The organism is Haloglomus irregulare (assembly GCF_007421925.1).
Taxonomy (GTDB): domain Archaea; phylum Halobacteriota; class Halobacteria; order Halobacteriales; family Haloarculaceae; genus Haloglomus; species Haloglomus irregulare.
On the sequence record NZ_QMDX01000010.1, the window covers coordinates 85,824 to 106,523 of the forward strand.

The 20,700-nt window shown below is 68.8% G+C and carries 16 protein-coding genes, 1 tRNA gene and 1 pseudogene; 6 read left to right on the forward strand and 12 right to left on the reverse strand.

Going from position 1 to position 20,700, the window contains the following annotated elements; genetic code table 11:
- Positions 1 to 78 precede the first annotated feature (78 nt).
- The 6 genes from DP107_RS21155 to DP107_RS14340 all read left to right on the forward strand — a co-directional run bounded on the left by DP107_RS21155 (position 79) and on the right by DP107_RS14340 (position 6,393).
- Complete coding sequence (locus tag DP107_RS21155) at positions 79 to 204, forward strand: hypothetical protein (RefSeq protein ID WP_272949851.1); 126 nt, start codon at positions 79 to 81, stop codon at positions 202 to 204.
- A gap of 51 nt (positions 205 to 255) precedes the next feature.
- Positions 256 to 597 carry a ferredoxin gene (locus DP107_RS14320; protein WP_144262822.1) on the forward strand — a complete coding sequence of 114 codons (342 nt, stop codon included), beginning with the start codon at positions 256 to 258 and terminating at the stop codon, positions 595 to 597.
- 146 nt (positions 598 to 743) lie between these two features.
- Positions 744 to 828: transfer RNA gene (locus tag DP107_RS14325), tRNA-Leu, on the forward strand.
- 381 nt (positions 829 to 1,209) lie between these two features.
- Entirely contained in the window at positions 1,210 to 3,075 is a 1,866-nt protein-coding gene (locus DP107_RS14330; RefSeq protein ID WP_185977328.1) for a hybrid sensor histidine kinase/response regulator, read from the forward strand.
- 61 nt (positions 3,076 to 3,136) lie between these two features.
- Entirely contained in the window at positions 3,137 to 3,772 is a 636-nt protein-coding gene (locus DP107_RS14335; protein ID WP_144262824.1) for a hypothetical protein, read from the forward strand.
- 899 nt (positions 3,773 to 4,671) lie between these two features.
- Positions 4,672 to 6,393: a DUF7289 family protein gene (locus DP107_RS14340; protein ID WP_144262825.1), complete on the forward strand. Its 1,722-nt coding sequence runs from the start codon at positions 4,672 to 4,674 to the stop codon at positions 6,391 to 6,393.
- A gap of 15 nt (positions 6,394 to 6,408) precedes the next feature.
- Here DP107_RS14340 and DP107_RS14345 read toward each other — a convergent pair whose 3' ends face one another.
- The 12 genes and pseudogenes from DP107_RS14345 to DP107_RS14400 all read right to left on the reverse strand — a co-directional run bounded on the left by DP107_RS14345 (position 6,409) and on the right by DP107_RS14400 (position 20,700).
- Positions 6,409 to 7,233 (reverse strand): DUF7289 family protein, encoded by an 825-nt coding sequence (locus DP107_RS14345; protein ID WP_144262826.1) that lies wholly within the window; start codon positions 7,231 to 7,233, stop codon positions 6,409 to 6,411.
- A 22-nt stretch (positions 7,234 to 7,255) separates the two neighbouring features.
- Positions 7,256 to 7,711, reverse strand: a complete 456-nt coding sequence (locus DP107_RS14350; RefSeq protein WP_144262827.1) for a DUF7266 family protein — start codon at positions 7,709 to 7,711, stop codon at positions 7,256 to 7,258.
- 6 nt (positions 7,712 to 7,717) lie between these two features.
- Positions 7,718 to 8,887: a DUF7261 family protein gene (locus DP107_RS14355; RefSeq protein ID WP_144262828.1), complete on the reverse strand. Its 1,170-nt coding sequence runs from the start codon at positions 8,885 to 8,887 to the stop codon at positions 7,718 to 7,720.
- Positions 8,888 to 8,953: 66 nt separating this feature from the next.
- Complete coding sequence (locus tag DP107_RS14360; RefSeq protein ID WP_144262829.1) at positions 8,954 to 10,315, reverse strand: DUF7261 family protein; 1,362 nt, start codon at positions 10,313 to 10,315, stop codon at positions 8,954 to 8,956.
- Positions 10,312 to 10,914 carry a DUF7288 family protein gene (locus DP107_RS14365; RefSeq protein WP_144262830.1) on the reverse strand — a complete coding sequence of 201 codons (603 nt, stop codon included), beginning with the start codon at positions 10,912 to 10,914 and terminating at the stop codon, positions 10,312 to 10,314. The genes DP107_RS14360 and DP107_RS14365 overlap by 4 nt, the downstream gene beginning before the upstream one ends.
- A gap of 64 nt (positions 10,915 to 10,978) precedes the next feature.
- Positions 10,979 to 11,719 (reverse strand): annotated as a pseudogene (locus tag DP107_RS14370) (DUF7287 family protein); the annotation flags it as partial.
- A 76-nt stretch (positions 11,720 to 11,795) separates the two neighbouring features.
- A complete protein-coding gene (locus DP107_RS14375; protein WP_144262832.1) occupies positions 11,796 to 13,823 on the reverse strand; it encodes a type II secretion system F family protein in 2,028 nt (675 codons plus the stop codon).
- Positions 13,820 to 16,183 (reverse strand): type II/IV secretion system ATPase subunit, encoded by a 2,364-nt coding sequence (locus DP107_RS14380; protein ID WP_144262833.1) that lies wholly within the window; start codon positions 16,181 to 16,183, stop codon positions 13,820 to 13,822. The genes DP107_RS14375 and DP107_RS14380 overlap by 4 nt, the downstream gene beginning before the upstream one ends.
- Positions 16,184 to 16,351: 168 nt before the next feature.
- The gene (locus tag DP107_RS14385) at positions 16,352 to 17,548 is read right to left on the reverse strand and encodes a pyridoxal phosphate-dependent aminotransferase (protein WP_185977329.1); all 1,197 of its coding nucleotides are present in this window, start codon (positions 17,546 to 17,548) and stop codon (positions 16,352 to 16,354) included.
- Positions 17,545 to 18,093 carry an Lrp/AsnC family transcriptional regulator gene (locus DP107_RS14390; protein WP_144262834.1) on the reverse strand — a complete coding sequence of 183 codons (549 nt, stop codon included), beginning with the start codon at positions 18,091 to 18,093 and terminating at the stop codon, positions 17,545 to 17,547. Before DP107_RS14390 ends, DP107_RS14385 begins: the two co-directional genes overlap by 4 nt.
- Before the next feature lie 327 nt (positions 18,094 to 18,420).
- Positions 18,421 to 19,968: an HPP family protein gene (locus DP107_RS14395; protein ID WP_144262835.1), complete on the reverse strand. Its 1,548-nt coding sequence runs from the start codon at positions 19,966 to 19,968 to the stop codon at positions 18,421 to 18,423.
- Positions 19,969 to 20,055: 87 nt separating this feature from the next.
- Complete coding sequence (locus tag DP107_RS14400; RefSeq protein ID WP_238330887.1) at positions 20,056 to 20,700, reverse strand: hypothetical protein; 645 nt, start codon at positions 20,698 to 20,700, stop codon at positions 20,056 to 20,058.

Consider the following 20,700-nt stretch of genomic DNA (forward strand, 5'->3'; position numbering starts at 1 on the left):
GGCGGCCGCCAGCCACGGCACCGGATAGTGCGTGAACGGTACGGGGGACTTTTGCCCCTATCGGTGGTACGATGCCACATGGCGAGACAGGGAACGGACCGGTTCAAGCGTCGGCTCGTCGGCCTCGCGCTCATACTGCTGTTGTTCCTCGGGACGGCGTTCGGCCTGGGGCTGGCGTTCCTCCGGGGCACCGGGACCGGGTAGCCGACGGCCTCCCACCGACACCACTTAGCCGTCGCACCCCGAACACGGGGTATGAGCGACGCGGAGGAGCCGGTCAACCCGGCCGAGATCGGCGAGTCTGACGCCCCCCCGGTCGAGGCGAAGCCGTACAAGATCATCTTCGAGGCCAACAAGTGCATCGCCGCGGGCAAATGCGCCGAGGTCTCGGCGAACTGGGAGATGGACCTCACCTCCGGCATCGCGAAGCCGAAGACGTACTTCTTCGGGGAGTCCGAACTGGACCACAACATCAGGGCCGCGGAGGTCTGTCCGGCTAAGAAGGACGTGGGGGTCATCCACGTCGTGGACCGGCGGACGAACGAGGAGATCGCCCCCGACCCTCACGGCGACGGGACGCTGTCCGTCGACTGGTAGGCCGATACGGCGCGGACACGCGGTGTATCCCCACAACACCCACGTTCTGCCGATTACTGCGTCCGTTTCCCGATAATTCCCCGGACGGCACCGCCCGCCCGGCCGACCGAAACCGACAAACGCTGCCCGGGCCCACCTCGTGATGCGCGGGGGTGGCCGAGTCCGGACAAAGGCGGCGGACTTAAGATCCGCTCCAGTAGTGGTTCGAGGGTTCGAATCCCTTCCCCCGCACTCCGGCGACCGCTAGTGAGCCGTGAGTGCTGACCGTAGGATTCGAGCCCCGTCACGAGCGAGCAGCGCGAGCGAAGTGATGACGGTTCGAATCCCTTCCCCCGCACTCCGGCGACCGCTAGTGAGCCGTGAGTGCGGGCGGAGGGTTCGAAACAGGGAGTGGCGCGAAGCGGAGCGACCGTGGTTCGAATCCCTTCCCCCGCACTCCGGCGACCGCTAGTGAGCCGTGAGTGCGGATCGACGATGGGTTCGGCACCCGTCCGGGCCGGGGGAACGGATCCGGTCGGAGACCGGCTCTCCCGGACGCAACGCCGCGGAACGGGGGTCGGTCCCGGCCAAAGCTTGATAACGTCAGGTACGGCATATCCTTCGAGGTGGGCTATGGCAGATACCAGTGAGGGGGCGGTCACGGCATCGGTGGCCGAGGTGGACGTGCTCCACGTCGAGGACGACCCGGCGTTCGCCGAGGTCGCGAAGCAGTTCCTCGAGCGGTGCGACGAGGCGCTCGCGGTGACGACGGTGACGGACCCGGCCACCGCGCTCGACCGGCTGGACGAGGGGACGTTCGACTGCGTCCTCTGTGACTACGTCATGCCGGAGCTGACCGGTATCGAACTGCTCGAGGACGTCCGCGACGCCTTCCCCGACATCCCCTTCATCCTGTTCACGGGCAAGGGCAGTGAGTCGGTCGCCAGCGACGCGTTCTCGGCCGGCGCGACCGACTACTTCGAGAAGCCCGACGACGCAAGCGAGTACGAGCTGCTGGCCGAGCGCATCGCGACCGTCGTCGAGAAGCACCACACGGAGTGGCGCCTGGCCCGCAGCGAGGAGCGCTACCGGCGGCTCATCGAGACCGCGCCCGTCCCGATCGTCGTCCACCGGGGGGACGAGATCCTGTTCGCCAACGAGGCCGCTGCGGAGTTCCTCTCGGCCGAGGACCCCGGGGAGCTGGTCGGAACGGACCCGCTCGACTACCTCGCGACTGACGACCGGGAAGTGGTCCGCGAGCGGGTCGGGAAGCTCCTCGCCGACGAGACGGCGGTCGACTCGCTGGTCGAGGAGTACGTCGACGTCGACGGGAACAGCAAGCACGCCCGGGTCGCCGGTGGCGCGGTCGAGTACGGCGGGGACCGGGCGGTCCAGGTGATGCTTCGGGACGTGACCGAGCGCCGGGCGTACGAGCGCGAGCTGGAGCGCTACCGGCAGCTGGTGGGGGCGATGGGCGACGGCATCTACGCGCTCGACGCCGAGGGATGCTTCGAGATGGTCAACGAGCGGATGACGGCGCTGACGGGGTACGGCCGCGACGAGCTGCTCGGCCAGTACGCCGGCCACGTGATGACCGATGAGGGGCTGGCGACGGTCGAGTCGGCCATCCAGTCGCTCGTCGACGGGGCGGCCGGGTCAGTGACCGTCGAGGTGATGGCCCGCAACGCCGACGGGGCGGAGGTGCCGCGGGAGCTGAACCTGACGCTACAGTCGACCGCGGACGACGAGCGGTTCGCCGGCACCGTCGGCGTGGTCCGGGACATCACGGAGCGCCGGGCCCGCGAGCAGGAGCTGAGGGCACAGAACGAGCGACTGGAGGCGTTCGCCGAGATCGTCGGCCACGACCTGCGGAACCCGCTGGGGGTGGTGAGCGGCCACGCCGAACTGGCCCGCGAGCGCGCCGCCGACGGCGCGAGCGGCGAGGAGCTCATCCCCCAGCTGGAGGCCATCGAGACCGCCGTCGGTCGGATGACCTCGCTGACGGAGGACCTCCTCACCCTGGCCGAGCAGGGGGAGACGGTCGGCGACCGGCGGCCGGTGGCCGTCGACGAGGCCGTCCGCGAGGTCTGGAGCACGCTCGATACGGACGGCGCGACCCTGGCGGTTGCCGACCCAGGCTGCGTCCGGGCGGACCCGACCCGGTTCCAGCAGCTGCTCGCCAACCTCCTGGAGAACGCCGTCGAACACGGCTCGACGAGCAGTGGGCCGGAGGTCGACGACGCCGTCGAACACGGCCCGGAGGATGAACTCACGGTGAGCGTCGTCGGGACCGAGGACGGCTTCGCGGTGACCGACGACGGGTCCGGCATCCCGTCCGACGAGCGCGACCGGGTGTTCGAGCGGGGCCACTCGACGGCGGCCAGCACCGGGTTCGGCCTGGCCATCGTCGACGCCGTCGCCGAGGCCCACGGCTGGACCGCGACCGCCGGCGAGAGCGAGTCCGGCGGCGCGCGGTTCCACATCCACACCGACGGGTGAGGCCGGCGGGCGGCGAGCGGGCGACCGCGCCGCTCTTGTGCGTCCGAGTTCGAGTCGGCGTATGGAACTCGCCGCGCCGGGCTGGAGCCTGTCGGAGTCGGGGGCCCGGAGGCTCCGCTTCCTGGCGGTCCAGCTCGTCGGCGCGGTCGCCGTGGTTCACCTGGTCGTGGGGCTGGCCGGCTTCCTGGAGATCCTCGCGAACGGGCTGCTGACACTCTACCTCACGGAGTACGTCTTCGAGCGCCCGCGGACGCTCCTGTTCACCGTCTCCGGGGTCGCCATCCTCGCAGGGATGGCCGCAACCGCGCGCGGTCGCCTCGACCTCCGGCGGGCGTACCTGCTGGGGATGGCGATACTCGCGGGCTATCTCGTCGGCTGGCTCGCCTGGCACACCGTGTTCGACCACGGGACGGTACTTGCCGGCGGCGCCCCCGCCGAGACGACGCACAGCCACGGCGGGCTCGTGGCCACGCTGGCCTCGCACTACGTCGACCCCCTGCTGGAGACCCTGAGTGCCGCCGGGTCCGGTACGCCCGGGAGCGGCCGGACGTTGCTGGGCGTCGTCTCCGTCACGCTCGAACTGGCCGGACTCGTCGTGCTCGGCCTGCTGGCCCGCGGCGACCCGGCGCTCTCGCGGCCGGTCCGGCTGGGCGACGGGCTGCTGGTGGGGCGTGAGGAGGACTCGGACCCCGACTGACCGCGAGAAGCGGTAGCCGTCGGCCGCCTCGCGACCGCGCTCCCGGACGGACCGGCTCGCCGCCGGGCGGCGTGTGGCTGATATTCTTCAGCCCGAGGTTCGCGTCGTCTATCCTGGCACAGGATGATGAACTCGACCTGTTCGAGGGTTCAGCTGTCCCAGTAATATGCCCTTTACTGCAGATATACTGGAGATATATGGCCTCCTGACCACAGAAAAGGACATTACATCGGTAGTTGGCCGAACAGTATCGGTATCCGCGGACCCCCGACAGCCGAGCCGAGTCCGCATCGACCGGGGTGTGTGCGACGGCCAGCGGCCTCCTGTCGGCCCGCCGACGAACTCGCAGGGTATGAAACGGCAAAACGTACCGCGTACGGCGGGCTGACCGTGGCGGCGGCACTCGCCGGCTGCCCACTCGGCGGGGGCAGCACCGGGACCCTGGAAGCTCGCGCGAGCGACCAGCCGGGCGACATCAGTGACGTCGGGACGCTCCGGCTGCAGGTCACGGGGCTGCTCCCCGGGCCGGTCGACGAGGACCCCACCACCGTCGACATCGACGACGAGTTCCTCCAGCTGCGTCTCGGCGAGGTCGTCGGGGCGACCCGCTCCGACGGCGGGGAGGCGACCGTGACGACACCGGGCGAGGCGTCCCCGAAGTTCGACGAGATGTCCGAGATCTGCGACGGCGGAACGACGACGTTCACTGCCGACTTCACACCGGTCAGGCGGGGACGGAGCGCCGGCCACATCCTCCGCCGGTGGCCGAGGAGCCCACTGTCGGGACCACCTGCGAGGGGACGACCACCGCGACCGGCGGGTAGCCCGAGCCCGCCGCTGGACGGTTCTACCCGGAGTGGCCGGGCAGTTTATCCTCCCCGGGACCATCGGCTCCGACGATGCACCGACACACCCAGCGCGGCCAGGCCACCGTCGGCTACGCCCTCGTCGTCGGCATCGCGCTCATCGGCACCATCACGGTGGTCGCGCTGGGAGCGACCGCGCTCACCGACATCCAGGACTCCTCGGGCGCGGGTGCCGCCGAGCAGGCGATGACCCAGTTCGACTCCCGGACGGCGCGGGTCGCGCTGGGGGACTCCAGGGACCAGACGGTCAGTGTCGGGCAGACCGACGGGACCTATTCCGTCGACCCCGACGCTGGCTACGTGAGGATCGTACATACCAACTTCAGCGGCGGGACCGGCGGCGACGGGAACCGCGTCAGCGACGGTCCGAACGACGACGACCACGTCCTCTACGAATCGACGCTGGGGACCGTCCAGTACGAGGGCAGCGACACGGAGATCGCATATCAGGCGGGCGGTGTCTGGCGACGGACCCAGTCCGGGAGCACGATGGTGTCGCCGCCGGAGTTCCACTACCGCGGGTCGACGCTCACCTTCCCGATCGTTCGAGTCAACAACGAGACGGCGCTTCCGGCGGGGATCAACGGCGTCCAGGCCGGGTCGGGTCGTGTCGACCTGCAGGTTTCACAGACCGGCGACTCGCGGGATCTCTACTCGACGCGGCAGGACGGCTATCCGGACACCGACGGTGACGACGACGGCTTCGACGCCAACGGTAACGGGGACCCCTACGGCGGACAGGGTGACGACAACGACGGCGACGGCGGCTACTACGACAACCCGGCGACCAACGGGACCGTCGTCGTCTACATCGAGTCGGAGTACTACCGGGCCTGGGCGGACTACTTCCGCGCCCGGACGGACGGCACCGTCGATACCAGCGACACACCGGACGGACTCGTCGACGGGAGCAGCGACCCGCAGGGCGACGGCGATGACGAGGGCGTCGTGGCCGTCGAGCTCGCATCGACGGGCTTCTCCGGACCGTTCGGTATGCCCCCCGAGGGCTCCTCGCTCTTCCTGCAAGGGATCGGGGACCACTCGCTGAGCGAGTTCGAGATCGACATGGTGCCGGACACACAGGACGCCGCGGACTTCTCCAACCTGAAATGGTCCATGTACGTGAGCGACGGCAGCGAACGGTTCGAGATGCATCTCCGGCGCGGAAGCGGGAACGACAAGAAATGCGACGACGGCGATGGAACGGACCTGAAGGCGGACATGACGGTCTACTACTCGGACGACGGGGGCACGACATACCAGGGCTGGCACGGGGACGACGTGTTCGAGGCTCGGTGTGAGGACCGCGACGGGGACGGTACCGCGGACGAGATCGTCATCACGGCCGACTTCGTCGACGACGAGGATGGAGACGGGAACGTCGACGAAGTCGAGCCCGGCGACCCGTCGCTCGAGTACGTCGGCAAGAGCGGCATGAACACGCTCGTCAATTTCGGTATCGACGGCAGCGATACGGTGACGGACCCGTACGTCCCGGCGAACCAGGCGGACCACGGGTTCGGCTGGGAGACGAACAGCTACGAGCCCGGGAACGGCGACACCGAGAGCGTCGACCGTGTGGTGAACCACTACCTCTCGGTCCTCGGCCCCGGCTTCGACCTGACGGTCGATGACAAGTCCGGCGACACCGTCTCCGAGTCCGGGTCCGACGGCGTCGTGCGCTACGTCGGGGGCCCGTCGTTCGTGACGTACATGCACATCACGGAGAACGACGTGGTCGTCCGCATCGACTGAGGCGGCGGGCGCAGGTCAGTCGTAGGTGACGTCGATGCGGGTCAGACTGGAGTAGACGTTCTCGACGGCGATGCTGCACTCGACGGTCGTGTCGCCGATCGGTTCACAGGCACCGGCCCCGCTCCGGATGTCCTGGCTGTCGGGAATCTCCCCGTTCAGGTAGTCGAGCCAGACGCCCTGGCGCTGCCCGGCCGTCTCGATGGTGATGGTCACGTTGTACTCGGCATCACCGCTTCCGTCGGGGTTCGCATCCGGACTGGTCAGCGCCGACGGGTTGTCCTCGGCGATCTCCACCTCCTGTGACGCGAGCAGGGTCCGGACCAGGATCGTCCCCTGACTTCCGACGCCCCCGACGCCGCGGTTGCGCGTCTGGACGGTCGGGACGATGGCGGTCCGTTCGCCGCCGTCGTCGGTGAACAGGAACCCGGGAGGGGTGTTGAGCACCGTCCCGCTCCGGTCCTGTCGGAACACGGCCCCGTTCGAGTATACCAGTTCCGGGCCGCTTTCGGCCGCGTAGACGATCGGGTCGATGCTGACTGACGAGACGTTCGACACCGACGCGTTCGTCTCGTTGAGGTTCTCCACCTGGACGGTGATCCGGGTGCTCTCCCCGTATGTCATCTGCGCGTCGGAGAGTTTGACCTCGGTCGCTCGGCTGGGGGCGCCCTCCCGGTGGATGTCGGCGATGTTGTCCTGGAGCACGTCGAACGCCCGCTCGGCGTTGGTGACCCGCTCCGACGAGCGGGTGGATTCCAGGCCGCCGATGCCGGAGACGTAGACCAGCGCCACCGTCGCCGCGATGAGCGAGAAGACGAGGACGAAGCTGAGGACCTCGCTCACACCGCGCCCGTCGGCCGCGGGCTCACGCGTCCGCATTTCGGAGCACCAACTCGTCGCTCGTTCGGTTGTACGACACTTGGATGTTCCCACCACCGATGTCGGTCGCGACGAGGGAGGCCTCCTGGACCGCCACGTCGACCCGGACGGTGACCTCCGGGTCCACCGACCGGAGTTCGAGATGGGTCTGCGGGCTCGTTCGCACCGAGATGGTGTACTGGGAGCCGGTCACGGAGTCGGGGAGGTTCCGGGTGATTTTCACCTCGTCTGCGTCGGAGGCCGAGAGCCGGTCGGCCGAGGAGATGTCCGCCGAGACCTGCTCGCCGATGACCTCCAGCTGCGTCTCCGTGGTCACCTCGCGCTGGTCCTCGAGGAACCCGCCGCCGGCGATGAGCAGGCCCGTGATGAGCAGCGCCGCGACGCCGAGCGTCAGGGCGTAGCCGACCGTCGTGGAGACCGCACGGTCGTCCGGCCTACGCACGGCATATCACTCCGGCTCGTTGGGGGCGACCCTGACCGTCGTGTTGTACCCGACCGATGAGGACCGGTAGTTGAGCCCGACCTCCGCCGAGTAGATGGCCGGCTCCACGTACGGACTGGCCTCGGTGTAGCTCTGGCCGTGCCCGTCGGAGTGGCGGTAGTAGTACGACTCGAAGTCGTAGGAGCCGAACGAGTCGAGCAGGTTGTTGTCGTAGTCGTTCCTGAACTCCCCCTTCGTCCCCGCCGCGATGAACTGGTAGCCGCCCTCGATGGCCTCGCTCTCGACGAATATCAGCTGGGACGGGTCCGCCATCTCCGACTGGAAGTCGAACACCGCTTCGCAGGCTCCCTCCCCGCCCTCCACGGCAGCGCCGGAGACGTCCACGTCGAACGTCGCCGGGGCGTCGTCGATCTCGCAAGTCGTCGTCGAGCCGGTGCTCGTGTTGTAGTAGGTGAACTTCACGTCGTTCGGATCGCCGTCCGTGTCGGCCGGCCGGTATACCGCGACCGCGTGGTTGTACGACCCGTCGTCGGTGACGTCGTAGACTACGGTGAACGGTCTCGGGTCGTCGGCCGACAGGCTGGTCGACGTGGTCAGCTTCCCGAGGAAGGTCGGGACGTTGCCCTCGGCGTAGACCGTGGTCCCGTCCCCGATCCCGTCGCGCCGGACCGTCATGGTGAAGTCCCGGATGTCGGACGCCTGTGGGGTCAGAGCCCAGCTCGAATCGGTGACCAGGTCGACCACGTCGTCCAGTATCGGGCTCTCGCGTGGCGTGAACTCCCCGCCATCGTCCTGGATAACGCGGGTCCCGTTCACCATCGAGCCCTCGACGTACTCCGCGTCGACGTACTGCCCCCTGCGGGCCCTGTCGCGGATCTGGAGTCCGGACCACGCCCCGATGGTGGTTCGGAAGTCGTCCTCAAGGTCGCCGTACGTGGAGTGTGAACTGTTGTTCGTGTTCAGATAGGCGACCGAGCCGGCACCGCCCTGCGACGCGGCCTGCTCGAACGAGTCCACCTGCCCCGCCTCCCCCTGGTTCGAGCGGGTGGCGAGGTTCTCCGCGAAGATGGCCGAGTTCAGCACGAGGGCGATACCCACGAGTGTGACCGCGAGCGCGAGCGCGCCGACGAGGATGAGTTGCGCCCGGTCGGCGCCTCCCGTGGTACGGTCTCGCATTCGTGACTGTCCAGTCATTTAGCGTGGGGTGGAGTATACCTTTCGGCGCCTCGAAGCGGCCGTCGCTCACGGCGGACACCCCGCGTCGTCGCCGTCAGCGGTATGACGGACCGTTCGCGACCGCTCGTCCGTCCCGTCCGACACCGTGACCGTCACCTCGTACCCGTCCCCGAAGTCCCCGCCGTCAGTGAAGTTCAGACTGCCGGAGCCGCTCCCGTCGGCGACGCCGGTCGTCTCCGCCCGGCCGTCGCTGTCGTTGCGGTCCGTGACGTCCACCGTGACCGAATCCAGGTCCCCGTTCGGGTCCTCGACGGCCCAGTCGACCGTGAGCGAGGCCTCATCGCCGGCGGAGTCGTCGGCCACCGAGAGCGACGTCACGACCGGCGTGGTGAGGCCGTCGCCGGCCTGCGAGGGCACGACCCGACTGGTCGTCCGGCTCGTGGCCTGGGCGTCCTGGTACCGGAGCTCGACCGTCCCGGCGTAGATTGCCGGCACGCTGTGCGGGCTGTCGGCCGTGTCGTTCGCGTAGGTGTCGCTCGACTCACAGGCCGTCCCGTAGTTGAGACGGTCGACCTGCTCGTCCAGCGCCGCCTCGGCGGCGGTCGGTCCGTCCGTCCGGTCGACCACGAGGCGGTACGTTCCGGTCGCCAGGTCACCGTTCGTCACCGTCACGTCGTATGTGCCGGTGGTCGTGGCGACCCGCTCCAGCGCGTCGCAGTAGGCACCGTCGGCCGTCGGCCGGCCCGTCAGGGAGAGGTTCACGGTCCCCCCGGAGACGTCGCACTCCTCGACGGTGTCCGACCCGACCTCGCTGACGGCGACCCGGACGCCGCCGTCCTCGTAGACGGCGACCTCGTGGGCCGGCGCCGTCGCCGGGTCCAGGGTGACGACGAACGCGTCGCCGCTCCCACCGGTCAGCAGGTCGCCCAGCGTGGTCCCCGGATCCGGTGTGACGGTCAGGTCGAACGCTCGCACGTGCGCCCCGGGCGCCATCGTCCAGTTCGTCACCCCCCCGTCGTGGGGGCGCAGATCACCGCTCGCGTCGTCGTCGACCAGCTGCGTCCCGGCCCGGCTGTCGGTCGTCGTCACCCCGACGAGCGTCCCGGACTGTGCGCGCCGGCTCGCCAGCCGCGAGGAGAGGGTCTCGACACGCGGCTGGTACTCGTCGTCACGGAGCTGCGCGAACGGGGCGCCGGCCGCCGCCCGGTTCGAACTCTCGATGGCCGCACCGGTCCCGGCGACCGCCGCGCTCCGGAAGGCCCGGACGTCGGAGGCCGAGGCGTCGCTCTGCCGGGTCGCGAGGTTCTCCGCGAAGATGGCCGAATTCAGCACGAGTGCCAGGCCCACCAGGACGACGGCGAGCAGTATCGCCCCGACGACAAGGAGCTGTGCCCGTCCCCGGAGGCGACCCCGGGAGCGCCCGGTCACATGCGCCACACGACCACCTCGACGCGGACCACGTTGAACACGCCGCTGTCCGACACGTCGTTGGCGTAGAAGCTGTCGGCGACGCTGGGGTCGTCGAGACACGACCCCGTGTCCGTCGTGTTGTCCGCATCGACCAGACAGTCGTCGTCGTAGATGGTCACCGTCCGGCTCGCGCTGATGGCGTTGTCGCTCGGGCGACCCCGGTAGAGCATCGACTGGTCCACCCAGGAGCCGGTGGTGGTCTGGTAGGAGACGTAGACGTTGTACGCGATGCCGCGCCCGCTGTACGCCATCGAGAGGGTCTCACCGAACTCGTTCGGGGGCGGGCCACTCACGTAGAACCCCCGCGTCGCGTCGTGGAAGTTCTCTCCCGACTCGTTCCAGTACAGCACCGCGTCCTTCAGGTCGTCGTTCTCGGCGGTGACCGTCAGCGCGCCCTCCGCGACGGACTGCTGCTGGTTCTCGATATGCTGGCTGGACGTACTCGCCGACAGCGGCGTCACCGCCGTCACCTGCAGGGCGAACGTCAGGCTCGACAGGAGCAGGATGGCCGCGATGACTCCCTCCAGCGTGTGTGCCTGGCCGCGGTCGTCGGTCATGCGAGTTCCACCGGAATATCGGTTGCCACCACGGCCGTCGCGTTGTTATACGTACCGTCCATCGCTACCACACTCTCACGAACACGGTCGCCCGGATCCCGTCGATGGTCACGATCCGCCGGGCAACGACGACCGAACCGCTATCCTCGGGCGGGTCCTCGCCGGCCTGGAAGGGGATGTCGTAGTCGCCATCCGAGGCGCCACAGTCGTCCCCGGTATCGAAGGCCCCGTCGGCCGACTCGACGATGGTCGAGGTGACGTTCGGGTACTGGTTCGAGTCCGGGTCCTCGTTCGCCTCGAGACAGAGCAGGTTCGGCGTCCCATCGTCGTCGGCATCGCCCCTGATCTCGATCTGTAACCCGGGCGAGAGCGCCCGGTCGACGCTGCCGTCCGCAGCGATTCCGGCGACCCCGAGCCGCGCGTGGAGGTAGTCCGAGTCACCGGAACCGTTGGCGACCTCGAAGTTGCAGTCGCTGTCCGTCCAGAGGTCGGCGCGGGAGATGTCGAACCGGTCCCGCGTCAGCTGGTCGTCGTTCGAGCTGTTCAGGTCCGCGTCGTTGTCCGGGTCGCCGTCGAGATTCTCCGGGGCGAAGAAGGCGATGGTACACGCCTTGTCCAGCACGTACGGCCGGTCAGGGTCCGCGAGCGTCCCCGCCACGAGCTGGCTGGCGGCCCGATCCGCGACGACGGTGTTCTCCGTGCCGCTGTCGGAGAACGGTTCGGCGATGTTGGGGGCGAAGGTGAAGACGAACGCGACCGTGAGCAGGAAGATGCTCATGCCGACGGCGAAATCGAGCGTCGTCTGGGCGCGGTCGCGCCCGGCGTCAGAGGCGTCCGGCCCGGACTCGGGTCGGAGCCGAACGGGGGGGCTCTGGCCCGCATCAGAGGAACATGAAGGTGACCAGCGCGAACGTCGGCAGGACGACCGCGAACTTCAGTCCCGCCATGAGGCTCACGTCGCGCATGTAGCCCGCGATGAAGCCGCTGATGATGGCCTGCAGGGTGACCGCGTGGAAGAACAGCATGTTCAGCTGGTCCACGTCCACGCCGCCGCTGAAGCTGCCACCGCTGCCACCGCCGCCGGAGGCCTGCTGTGCGAGGCCGGCCATCACGTCGAGGAACTTCACCTTGAGGATAGCCATCACGCCCAGCAGCGTCATGTAGGTCATGATGATGATGACCGTCTGCATCCGGGTCCGGGATTTCCGGTCCCGCTCGATGTCGTCCTGGTTCTCGGAGGCCTGAGCCGCCGTCGAGAGGACCTGCGTGATCTGCGACGAGGCCTCCTGAGCCTTCGAGATGAGCTTCATCGTCCGGGCCAGCCGCGGGATGTGGTACTTGTTGTTGAACTCGACCAGGGTGGTCTTCAGGCTGGTCCCGTAGTTCACTTTCGCGTACATCGTCTCGAACTCGTCGGCCAGCTTGCCCGAGGACGTGTCCGAGACGACCTGGATCGACTCCAGCAGCGTCATCCCGGTATCGTTCGCGCTGGAGAGCTTCCGGAGGTTGTCGGAGAGCTTGTCGGTGATGGCCCGCCGTGACCGGACGTTCCACTCGTAGAACACCGTCAGCGGAATGAAGTTGACGTACAACGGGACGTAGAGCCAGAAGAACGTCCCGAGGATGGGGTTGCCCTTGAGCCCCTCCCAGGAGGTCGGCGCCAGCCCGGCCAGTGCCGTGTACGCCAGGACGACCAGCGAGATGGGCAGGGTCAGGCCGAGCACCGCCAGCGGGTGGTCGCGGAAGAAGTGGTGGGGCGCCTTCACGATCTCCATCAGCTCGTAGGTGCCCTCGCGGGACTTGACGCGGTCGAACAGCCCGTACTCCCCGGTGTAGTTGTTGACCACGCCGAGGTCGAACATCGCGGAGTTCTCGGCGGCCGCGTCCGCGTCCTCGGGTTCGAGATAGCCGTCGCCGACCTCGTCCTGGACGACCGTCGAGACGAGGACGAGGAAGCCGGCGCCGATGAGCGGGATGAGTCCGTACACCGTCCCCATCAGCAGGAAGTCCTGGGCCTCGCCCAGCATCGACATGATGACGAGGATGATGATGAGCAACAGTGGGAACAGCGACAGCGTCATGAACATCTCGCCGAACAGCTCCAGCGTCTCCAGCACCATCTCCTGCTCCTGCTTCGAGGTCCGCATCTGCTTCTCCTTCTGGTCCTGGAGGAACCCCTCCATGTCCCCGCCGGAGTTGATGATGGACAGCATATCCGTGAGGAACTGGCTCAGTTCGTCGGAGGGCGTCTCCAGGGCCTGATTCCGGACCGCGGTCCGGTAGTCCGTGTCGAAGTACTCCGTCTCGAGGACGATGGACTGGAACTCCTTTGCCACCTCGCCGTACGTGTCGTCGGCCTTGGCCATCGCCTCGAGGATCTCGAGCTGGTTCAGGCCGCCCACGGAGAGGGCGTACATGAACGAGACCGAGTCCGAGAGGAGGACGTTGATCTCGCGCTTGCGTTCGCCGGCGGTCATGTACGGGCGGGCGACCATCGACCCGAAGCCGAGGCCGAACCCGATGAGCCCCATCACGACCCCGGTGATGAGGACGAACGCCGGCACCTTCACCGCGTTCAGCGTCGCCGCCGTCGACTCCCCGACCGGCAGTCCCAGCAGGATGGGCACGTCGCTCAGCAGGACCGTGAACACGAACCAGCCGGTGAACACGCCCAGCAGCCACAGGACCAGCCCGACGACGACCCCCACCGCGAGCGAACGGGAGAGGTAGATCTCGACGGTCTCGGACATCCGCGCCTCGGCCAGCTTCGTCTCCACGTTCGAGACGAAATCGCCGTCGTCGTCGAACAGCCGGTCGTACAGCGGGTAGAACAGGTCGCTCAGCGTGCCGCCTTCGCCGTACGAACCGCCCGTGCCCGCGCCCGCGCCGCCCGCCGTGTCGAGACTCACTCGGATCCACCCCCCGCTTCCTCGTCGTCACTGTCGAAGGCGAAGCCGCCGAAGTCGAACTCATCGCTCTCGCCGCCGTCGGCCGCGGCCGGCTCGCCGCCACCCGCATCGGCCGGCAGGTCGAGCGCCGAGGCGAGGTCGCCGCTCCCACTGCCCTGGTAGCCCCGAAGCATCTCCTCGGCGTCCCGGAGCGTCTCGCCGGTCTCCTCCAGCATCTCCTCGCTCGCGTCCGGCCGCGGGACCATCTCCTCCTTGTTCGGGTCGATATCGATCTCGACGGACTCCATCTCCCGGAGGTCCTCCAGCGACCGCTCCAGCTGGTCGCCCGCCAGCAGCCCCAGGATGGTCTCCTGGTCGTTCATGAACGCCTGCAGGGTCGCCGCGACCTGCGTGTACGTGTTGAGCCCGTTCTCGATGAGGTAGGCCAGGACGGCCTTCCGCTGGAAGATCTCCTCGTTCAGCCGGTCCTGGTCCCACCCGCGGTCGAACATGATGCTCTCCAGGGTGTTGGACTCGCCCATCTGCAGGAACGTGTCGGTCTCGGCCTGCCACTGGTAGACGTCCTGGACGTTGATCTCGTCGTTCTCGGGCTCGTAGTGGTTGATCTCGGTGATGGACTTGTTCCGGCGGACCTTCCGCCCCTGAACCCGCGTCTGGGTCTGGATGGAGACGAGGTCCAGCGCCGTGAACATCGTCTTCGAGACGTTGATAGGGTCGGTGGTGAACCGCTTGATGACCTCGCCGACGGAGTCGGCGTGGAACGTCGTCAGGGTGGTGTGTCCCGTCGACATGACCTGGAACAGCGTCCGGCCCTCCTCGCCACGGATCTCGCCCATCACGATATACTCCGGCCGCTGCCGCAGTGCCGCCTCCAGCAGGTCGAACTCGTCGACGTCGCCCTTGTCGCCCTCCGAGAAGGAGGGCCGCGTCACGGAGGCGATCCAGTTACGCTGGGGGAGTTCGACCTCGCGGGTGTCCTCGATGGAGACGATCTTCGCCTTCGAGGGGATGAACAGCGAGACCGCGTTCAGGCTGGTCGTCTTCCCCGAGGCCGTTCCACCGGCGAAGATGAGCGACTTGTGGTTCTCGATGCAGAGCCAGAGGAACGCCATCTCGTCCAGCGAGAAGGTGTTCCAGTTGATCAGGTCGACCGGCGTGAACGGGACGTTCTTGAACTGCCGGATGGTGTAGTTCGTCCCGTGGTCGGAGACCTCCTTGCCGAGGGTGAGCTGGGCACGCGACCCGTCCGGCAGCGTCGCGTCGACCTGGGGCTGGCGCTTGCTGATGCCCTTCCCCGACCGCTGGGCCAGCTTGACGACGAAGTCGTCCAGCTCCTCCTCCCCGTGGTAGACGTTGGAGATGAGCTGCTCGTAGTCGGAGTGGTAGACGAACACCGGCGAGTTGTAGCCGTCGACGGAGATGTCCTCGACGTTGATGTCGTGCTTGATACCGTCGATGCGCTCGAAGCCGATGAAGTCCCGCCGCAGCAGGTAGAGCAGCTTGTCGATCTGGTAGCGGTTCAGCGTCTCCGGGTCCTCCTCGATGACCGCTGGCTCCGGCCGGACCCGCACCTCGCGGGCGGGGACGAGCGTCCCCTCGTCGTCGGCGTCGCCCCCCGCGCCGAGCATCCCCTTCACCTTCGAGACGACGCCCCCACCGCTGCTGCCGTTCGGCCGTGGCTCGGCACCCGCCGCGTAGAGGTCGTACCGCTTCAGCAGGTTGCGGGTCTCGTCCTCGATGACGTTCGCGCGGGCGTCCTCACCCCCCTCGACGATGACGTCGTCGCTGGAGTACTTGATAGCGGTCTTCAGCTTCGAGGAGAGGAACTCGCGCAGGTCCGCCTCGATGGGCGTGAGATGCGGCTCGATGGGGTAGTACTTCTTCTCGTTCTCCTTCTCGGAGTGGAAGATGATGACGAAGGCGTAGGGCTTGTTCACCCAGTAGCGGTCCACCTCGCGGAAGTGGGACTTCTTGACCAGCGGGACCGCCTTCTCCAGGTCGTAGCGGGTGACGACCGTCGAGGAGCCGTCGGCGTCGGAGAAGAAGGCGTCCTCGTCGACGTCCTCGTGGACGTCGACCGTCCGGTCCTCGATGATGCCGTGGAGCGCCTCGCCGACATCGCCGGCCGCGGCGAGCCGCCCCTCGGTCCGCTCGGGGTCGAACCCGAGGTGCTCCTCCGGCTCGAACGGGATTCGCTCGCCGTTCCTGTCGGTCGGCGGCGCCCCGTTCCCGTCGTAGTAGTACTCCTCTTTGAACGCCTCCCAACCGTACGGGCCGGTCGTTGCAGGCCCCCCCTCGACGTCATCGACGGCGGCCTCCATCCCCTCCGGGTCACCGCCGTCAGCCTCGTCGATAGCCATTGCCAAACGGGTTGGCGCGAGTAGGAGTATAAATTACGCCCACTTTTCCGGCTCCGCCCGGGGCGGTTTATAGCCGCCTCAGACGCTCTCCGACCGCTTCCCTGAACTGGACGACCGGGCGGTACTCCGACATATTTTGCCGGGAATCGCGACGGCCGCTGACCCGCCTCAGCGGGCCCCCTCGACGAACCGCTCCAGGCGGCTCATCGCCAGCTTCAGCTCCTCCAGTCCCGTCGCGTAGGAGGCCCGCAGGTGGCCGTCCCCGCCGGAACCGAACGCGTCGCCGGGGACCATCGCGACTGATTCGGCCTCGAGCAGCTCCTCGGCGAAGGTCGAGGCGTCCGTCCACGGGTCGGGGACCTCCGGGAACACGTAGAACGCGCCGGTTGCCTCGAAGCAGTCCACCCCCATCTCCTCGAACCGCGAGAGGACGAACTGGCGGCGGCGGTCGTACTGCTTGCGCATCTCCGCCACCTCGTCACCGCAGGAGTCAAGCGCCTCGATGGCCGCGTACTGGGCCGTCGTCGGCGCCGACAGCATCGTGTACTGGTGGATGCGGTTCATCGCCTCGATGGCGCCAGCGGGCCCCATCGCGTAGCCCAGCCGTAGCCCCGTCATGGCGTACGATTTCGAGAACCCGTTGAAGACGACCGTCCGGTCGCGCATCCCCGGCAGCGCGGCGATGCTGGCGTGGTCCTCGGTGTAGGTGAGGTCCGCGTAGATCTCGTCGGAGAGGACGCCGATGTCGTGCTCCCGGCAGAACTCCGCGACCGGCGCCAGCTCCTCGATGCTCATCGTCGCGCCGGTCGGGTTGTTCGGGTAGCAGTAGACCAGCAACTCCGCCTCCTCGGCACCGGCCTCGCGCAGCACCTCCGGGGTCAGTTTGAACTCGTCCGCGGCGCGGGTCGGCACCGGCAGCGGCTCCCCGCCCGCGAACCGGACACCCGGGTCGTAGGAGACGTAGCACGGCTCCGCGACCGCGACCGGGTCCCCCGGGTTCACCAGCGCCCGGAAGGCCGCGTCGATGGCCTCGCTCGCGCCCGCCGTGACGATGACCTCCTCGTCGGGGTCGTACGAGAGGTTCCACCGCTCGGCGTCGTCGGCGATACGCTCGCGGAGTTCCCGCATCCCCCGGTTCGCGGTGTAGGAGGTCCGGCCCCGCTCCAGCGAGGCGATGGCCGCCTCGCGGGCGTTCCACGGCGCCGTGAAGTCCGGCTCGCCGACGCCCAGCGAGATGACGTCGTCCATCTCCTCGGCCAGCTCGAAGAAGCGCCGGATGCCCGACGGCGGCGTCTCCTGCACCCGCCGGGAGGGGGTCAGCGGCTCCTCCGCCTCGGTCTCGGCCCCCGGGTCGTCCAGGCTCATGGCGTGACCGAGAGCCGGTCGTCGTCACCGGTCTCCTCGAAGCGATGGCCCGCCTCCTTGTACGTGTCCATCACGTAGTGGGTCACCGTCTGCGTGATCTCGGGGACCGGCGCCACCTTCTCACTGACGAAGCGGGACACCTTCCCCATCGACTCCTCCTCGACCTCCAGCGCGAAGTCGTAGTCGCCGGAAACGAGCCGCAGCGCCTGCACCTCCGGGAACTGCGCCAGCCGGTCGGCGATGTCCTCGTACCCCGTCTCGCGGTCCAGCGACACGTTCAGTTCGACCAGCGCGTGGACGTGCTCGGACTCCGTGACCGACTCGGCCCGCTCCCAGTCCACGACCGCGGCGTACCCCTGGACCACGCCCGATGCCTCCAGGTCCGCGATGGTCGCCTCGACCGCTTCGGCGTCGAGCCCGGTCATCCGCGCCAGATCCGCCGTGGCGTAGCGGGCGTTCTCACAGAGGAGGTCCAGCAGTTCCGCGCGGGCCGCGGCATCGTCGTGGCCCCCGTCGGTCGCGGTGTCGTCCGACTGGTCACTCATGTCTCCTCTCCGGGCCAGCGCGGACTAAACGCTTGCGAGTCCGTGGCAGGTGTGCGCGTGGGGTCCCAACCGCCGGATCCGGGACCGCTTCCACCCCGCTCCTATGATAACGGCGACCACGGAGACGTCTCCGCTCCGGCGCTCGGCCTCCGAGGGACTCACTGTGCTCGTCTCCGTGGTCGCCGCACCGCGCTCGGCTCACATCCGAGGCCGCCGGGAGCACGGCCGGGGGGCTCCGGCGTCGCCGTTGTCGTTCCATCTGAGGGACTGATTATCCACCGACACCGCATTCCACAGCCCCGATCGGAACCTTCGAGCGATAACCCCCTACAGCTTGAAATTGCGGTCCAGGATCGCGAAATCACAGTCGAGCTCGTCCACGCGCTCGAACGTCGGGCGCGAGATGAACCGTGACGCGGCCGAGCGGTCGGCCGAGGAACCGATGATGATGAGGTCGTAGCTGGGGGCGGCGCTGGTCAGGAAGTCGACGATCTCCCCGCGGGCGACGCGGGTTTCGACGGCGCCGTTCGCGGTCTCGGCGAGATCGCCGAGCATCCGCTCGGCGTCGGGCCGGTCGCGCTCGCTCCCGACGCAGTGGCAGACTGAAATCCGCCCTCGGTCGCCGGCCAGTCGGATGGCGAAGTCGATCATCTTGTGTGCCACGTCGCCGGCCTGCCGGACGGGCACCAGCACGTCGCGCCACGCCGTCGTGTCGGGGGCATCGGGGTCGGCACATCGGTGGACCAGCGTGTCCGTGTCGCTGCCGAACAGCTCACGCACGTGCGGCGCCAGTCGGTCGTCGTCGGGCTCGTAGGGGGTGACGATGAGGTCGCAACTCGTGTCGTGTGCGGCCTGGATGATGGCGGTGCCGGGGGACTCCGGCGTGCTCTCGGCGACCAGCACTTCCGTCGGGACGTCGTAACTCGCCTCTATCTCCGCGGCGCGCGACTCCAGGTCCATCGCCGAGGCCGCGGTCGCGAGCTGCTCGGCGGCGGTCTCGGCCGAGGGCTCGACGGTCACGTGGTCGGGGGGGTTGCCGCCGTCCGGGCTGGGGGTCGGGCCGTCGTCGCCGCCGAGGGCGGCGACCGACTCCTCACCGGACCCCTCGGCGTGGTCGCCCGAGGACCCGTCGGCCGTGGCGGCCTCCCCGGGGTCGATCAGCCCGAGCAGTACCACCTTCGCTCCCTCGTGTGCGGCGGCGATACGGGCGCCGAGGTGGGCGGTCTCCTCGGGGTGGGTGCCGCGAACCGGGACGAGGACACGGTCGTCGCCGCGGGTCGAGGCGTAGAGGTAGCGCGCCCGGCGCTCGAAGAACCGCTCGCGCCACAGCAGGAAGACGCCGGCGACGAGCAGGCTAGAGGTGGCGACGCTCAGGACGTAGGTCAGGCGGTCGGTCCGGGTGACAAGCACCAGCAGCGCCGTCGAGAACGCCGCCGGCTCCTCGAGGTCGAGTGCCCACGTCCCCGCGCCGGTGATGAGGACCGCCAGCGCGGCGCTCCCGGGGGTGACCTGCAGGGCGTTCGCGGCGGTCCCCTGCAGTGCGGCGGCGACGTTCAGTGCCGCGAGCCCGGCCACCGCGCCGAAGGTGAGGCCGCCGACGAACCGGCGCGGCGAGGCGAACTGCCCGTCGGGATCATGGAACAGCGTGTAGGCCCCGGCCGCCAGCGGCGGGAACAGCAGGAAGGAGAGCTGTCGGACCTGCCCGGAGAGGAAGGTGACCGCCGCCATCAGTAGCGGGACGAACAGCAGCGCCGACAGGTGGATGAGGTTGTTCGTGTGCTCCAGCCAGGCGCGGAAGCTCCGGACCTCCCGGCGCTCCAGCCGCCGCAGTCGGCGCCAGGTCGACCGGATCCGCCCCCGCAACCCGTCCTGCATCGAACGGCAAGAGCAGCCCGAGGCGTTAAACCGTTCCGCCGGCCCCCGGCCCGCCGGGGCGACCGGGACGTGACCGCCGCCCGCCCCTCAGCGCGCGTACCGGTGCGCGGCGGCGATGGCGGCCGCCGCCGCCAGCGGGAAGACCAGCGCGGCGGCCGGCGGGAGCGCGTAGAGGGCCGCCACCAGCGGTTCGAGCGGGCCCGCGGCCGTCGCCGGGTCCCGGAGGTCCGGCGACGCGGCGCCAACGGCGAGGAGGTACAGCGACGCGAGGAAGCCGAACCCGGAGGCCGCGAGCAGCCGGTCGTAGCCAGCGTTGCTACCGGTCCGGCGGTGCCGCCGCGCGACGAGGAGGGTTGGTGCCAGCACTGGCCCCACGACGAACAGGCCGACGAGGATGAACAGCGCCCGGGAGAAGGTGAACAGCCCGCCGGTCCCCGAGAGCGTGGCGAACACCTGGACTACCAGCGCCATGGTGAAAAAGAGGGCGAGACCGGCCCCGAGCAGCCCGCCGATGGCGACGTAGGCCTTGCAGAGACGCGACTCGGTCCGCCGGAAGGCGAAGGGGAACGTCCCGAGCAGTCCGGAGTAGGCGTCCTCGTCGGCCACGGCCGGGCCCGACTCCGCCGCCGCTGGGTCGGCCGCCGACTCCGTCTCGCCCGCGGGGGCCGCCTCGCCTGTCGTGGCGGTCCCTGCGTCCGCCGCGTCGGGCGGCGACGCCTCGGGATCGGTCAT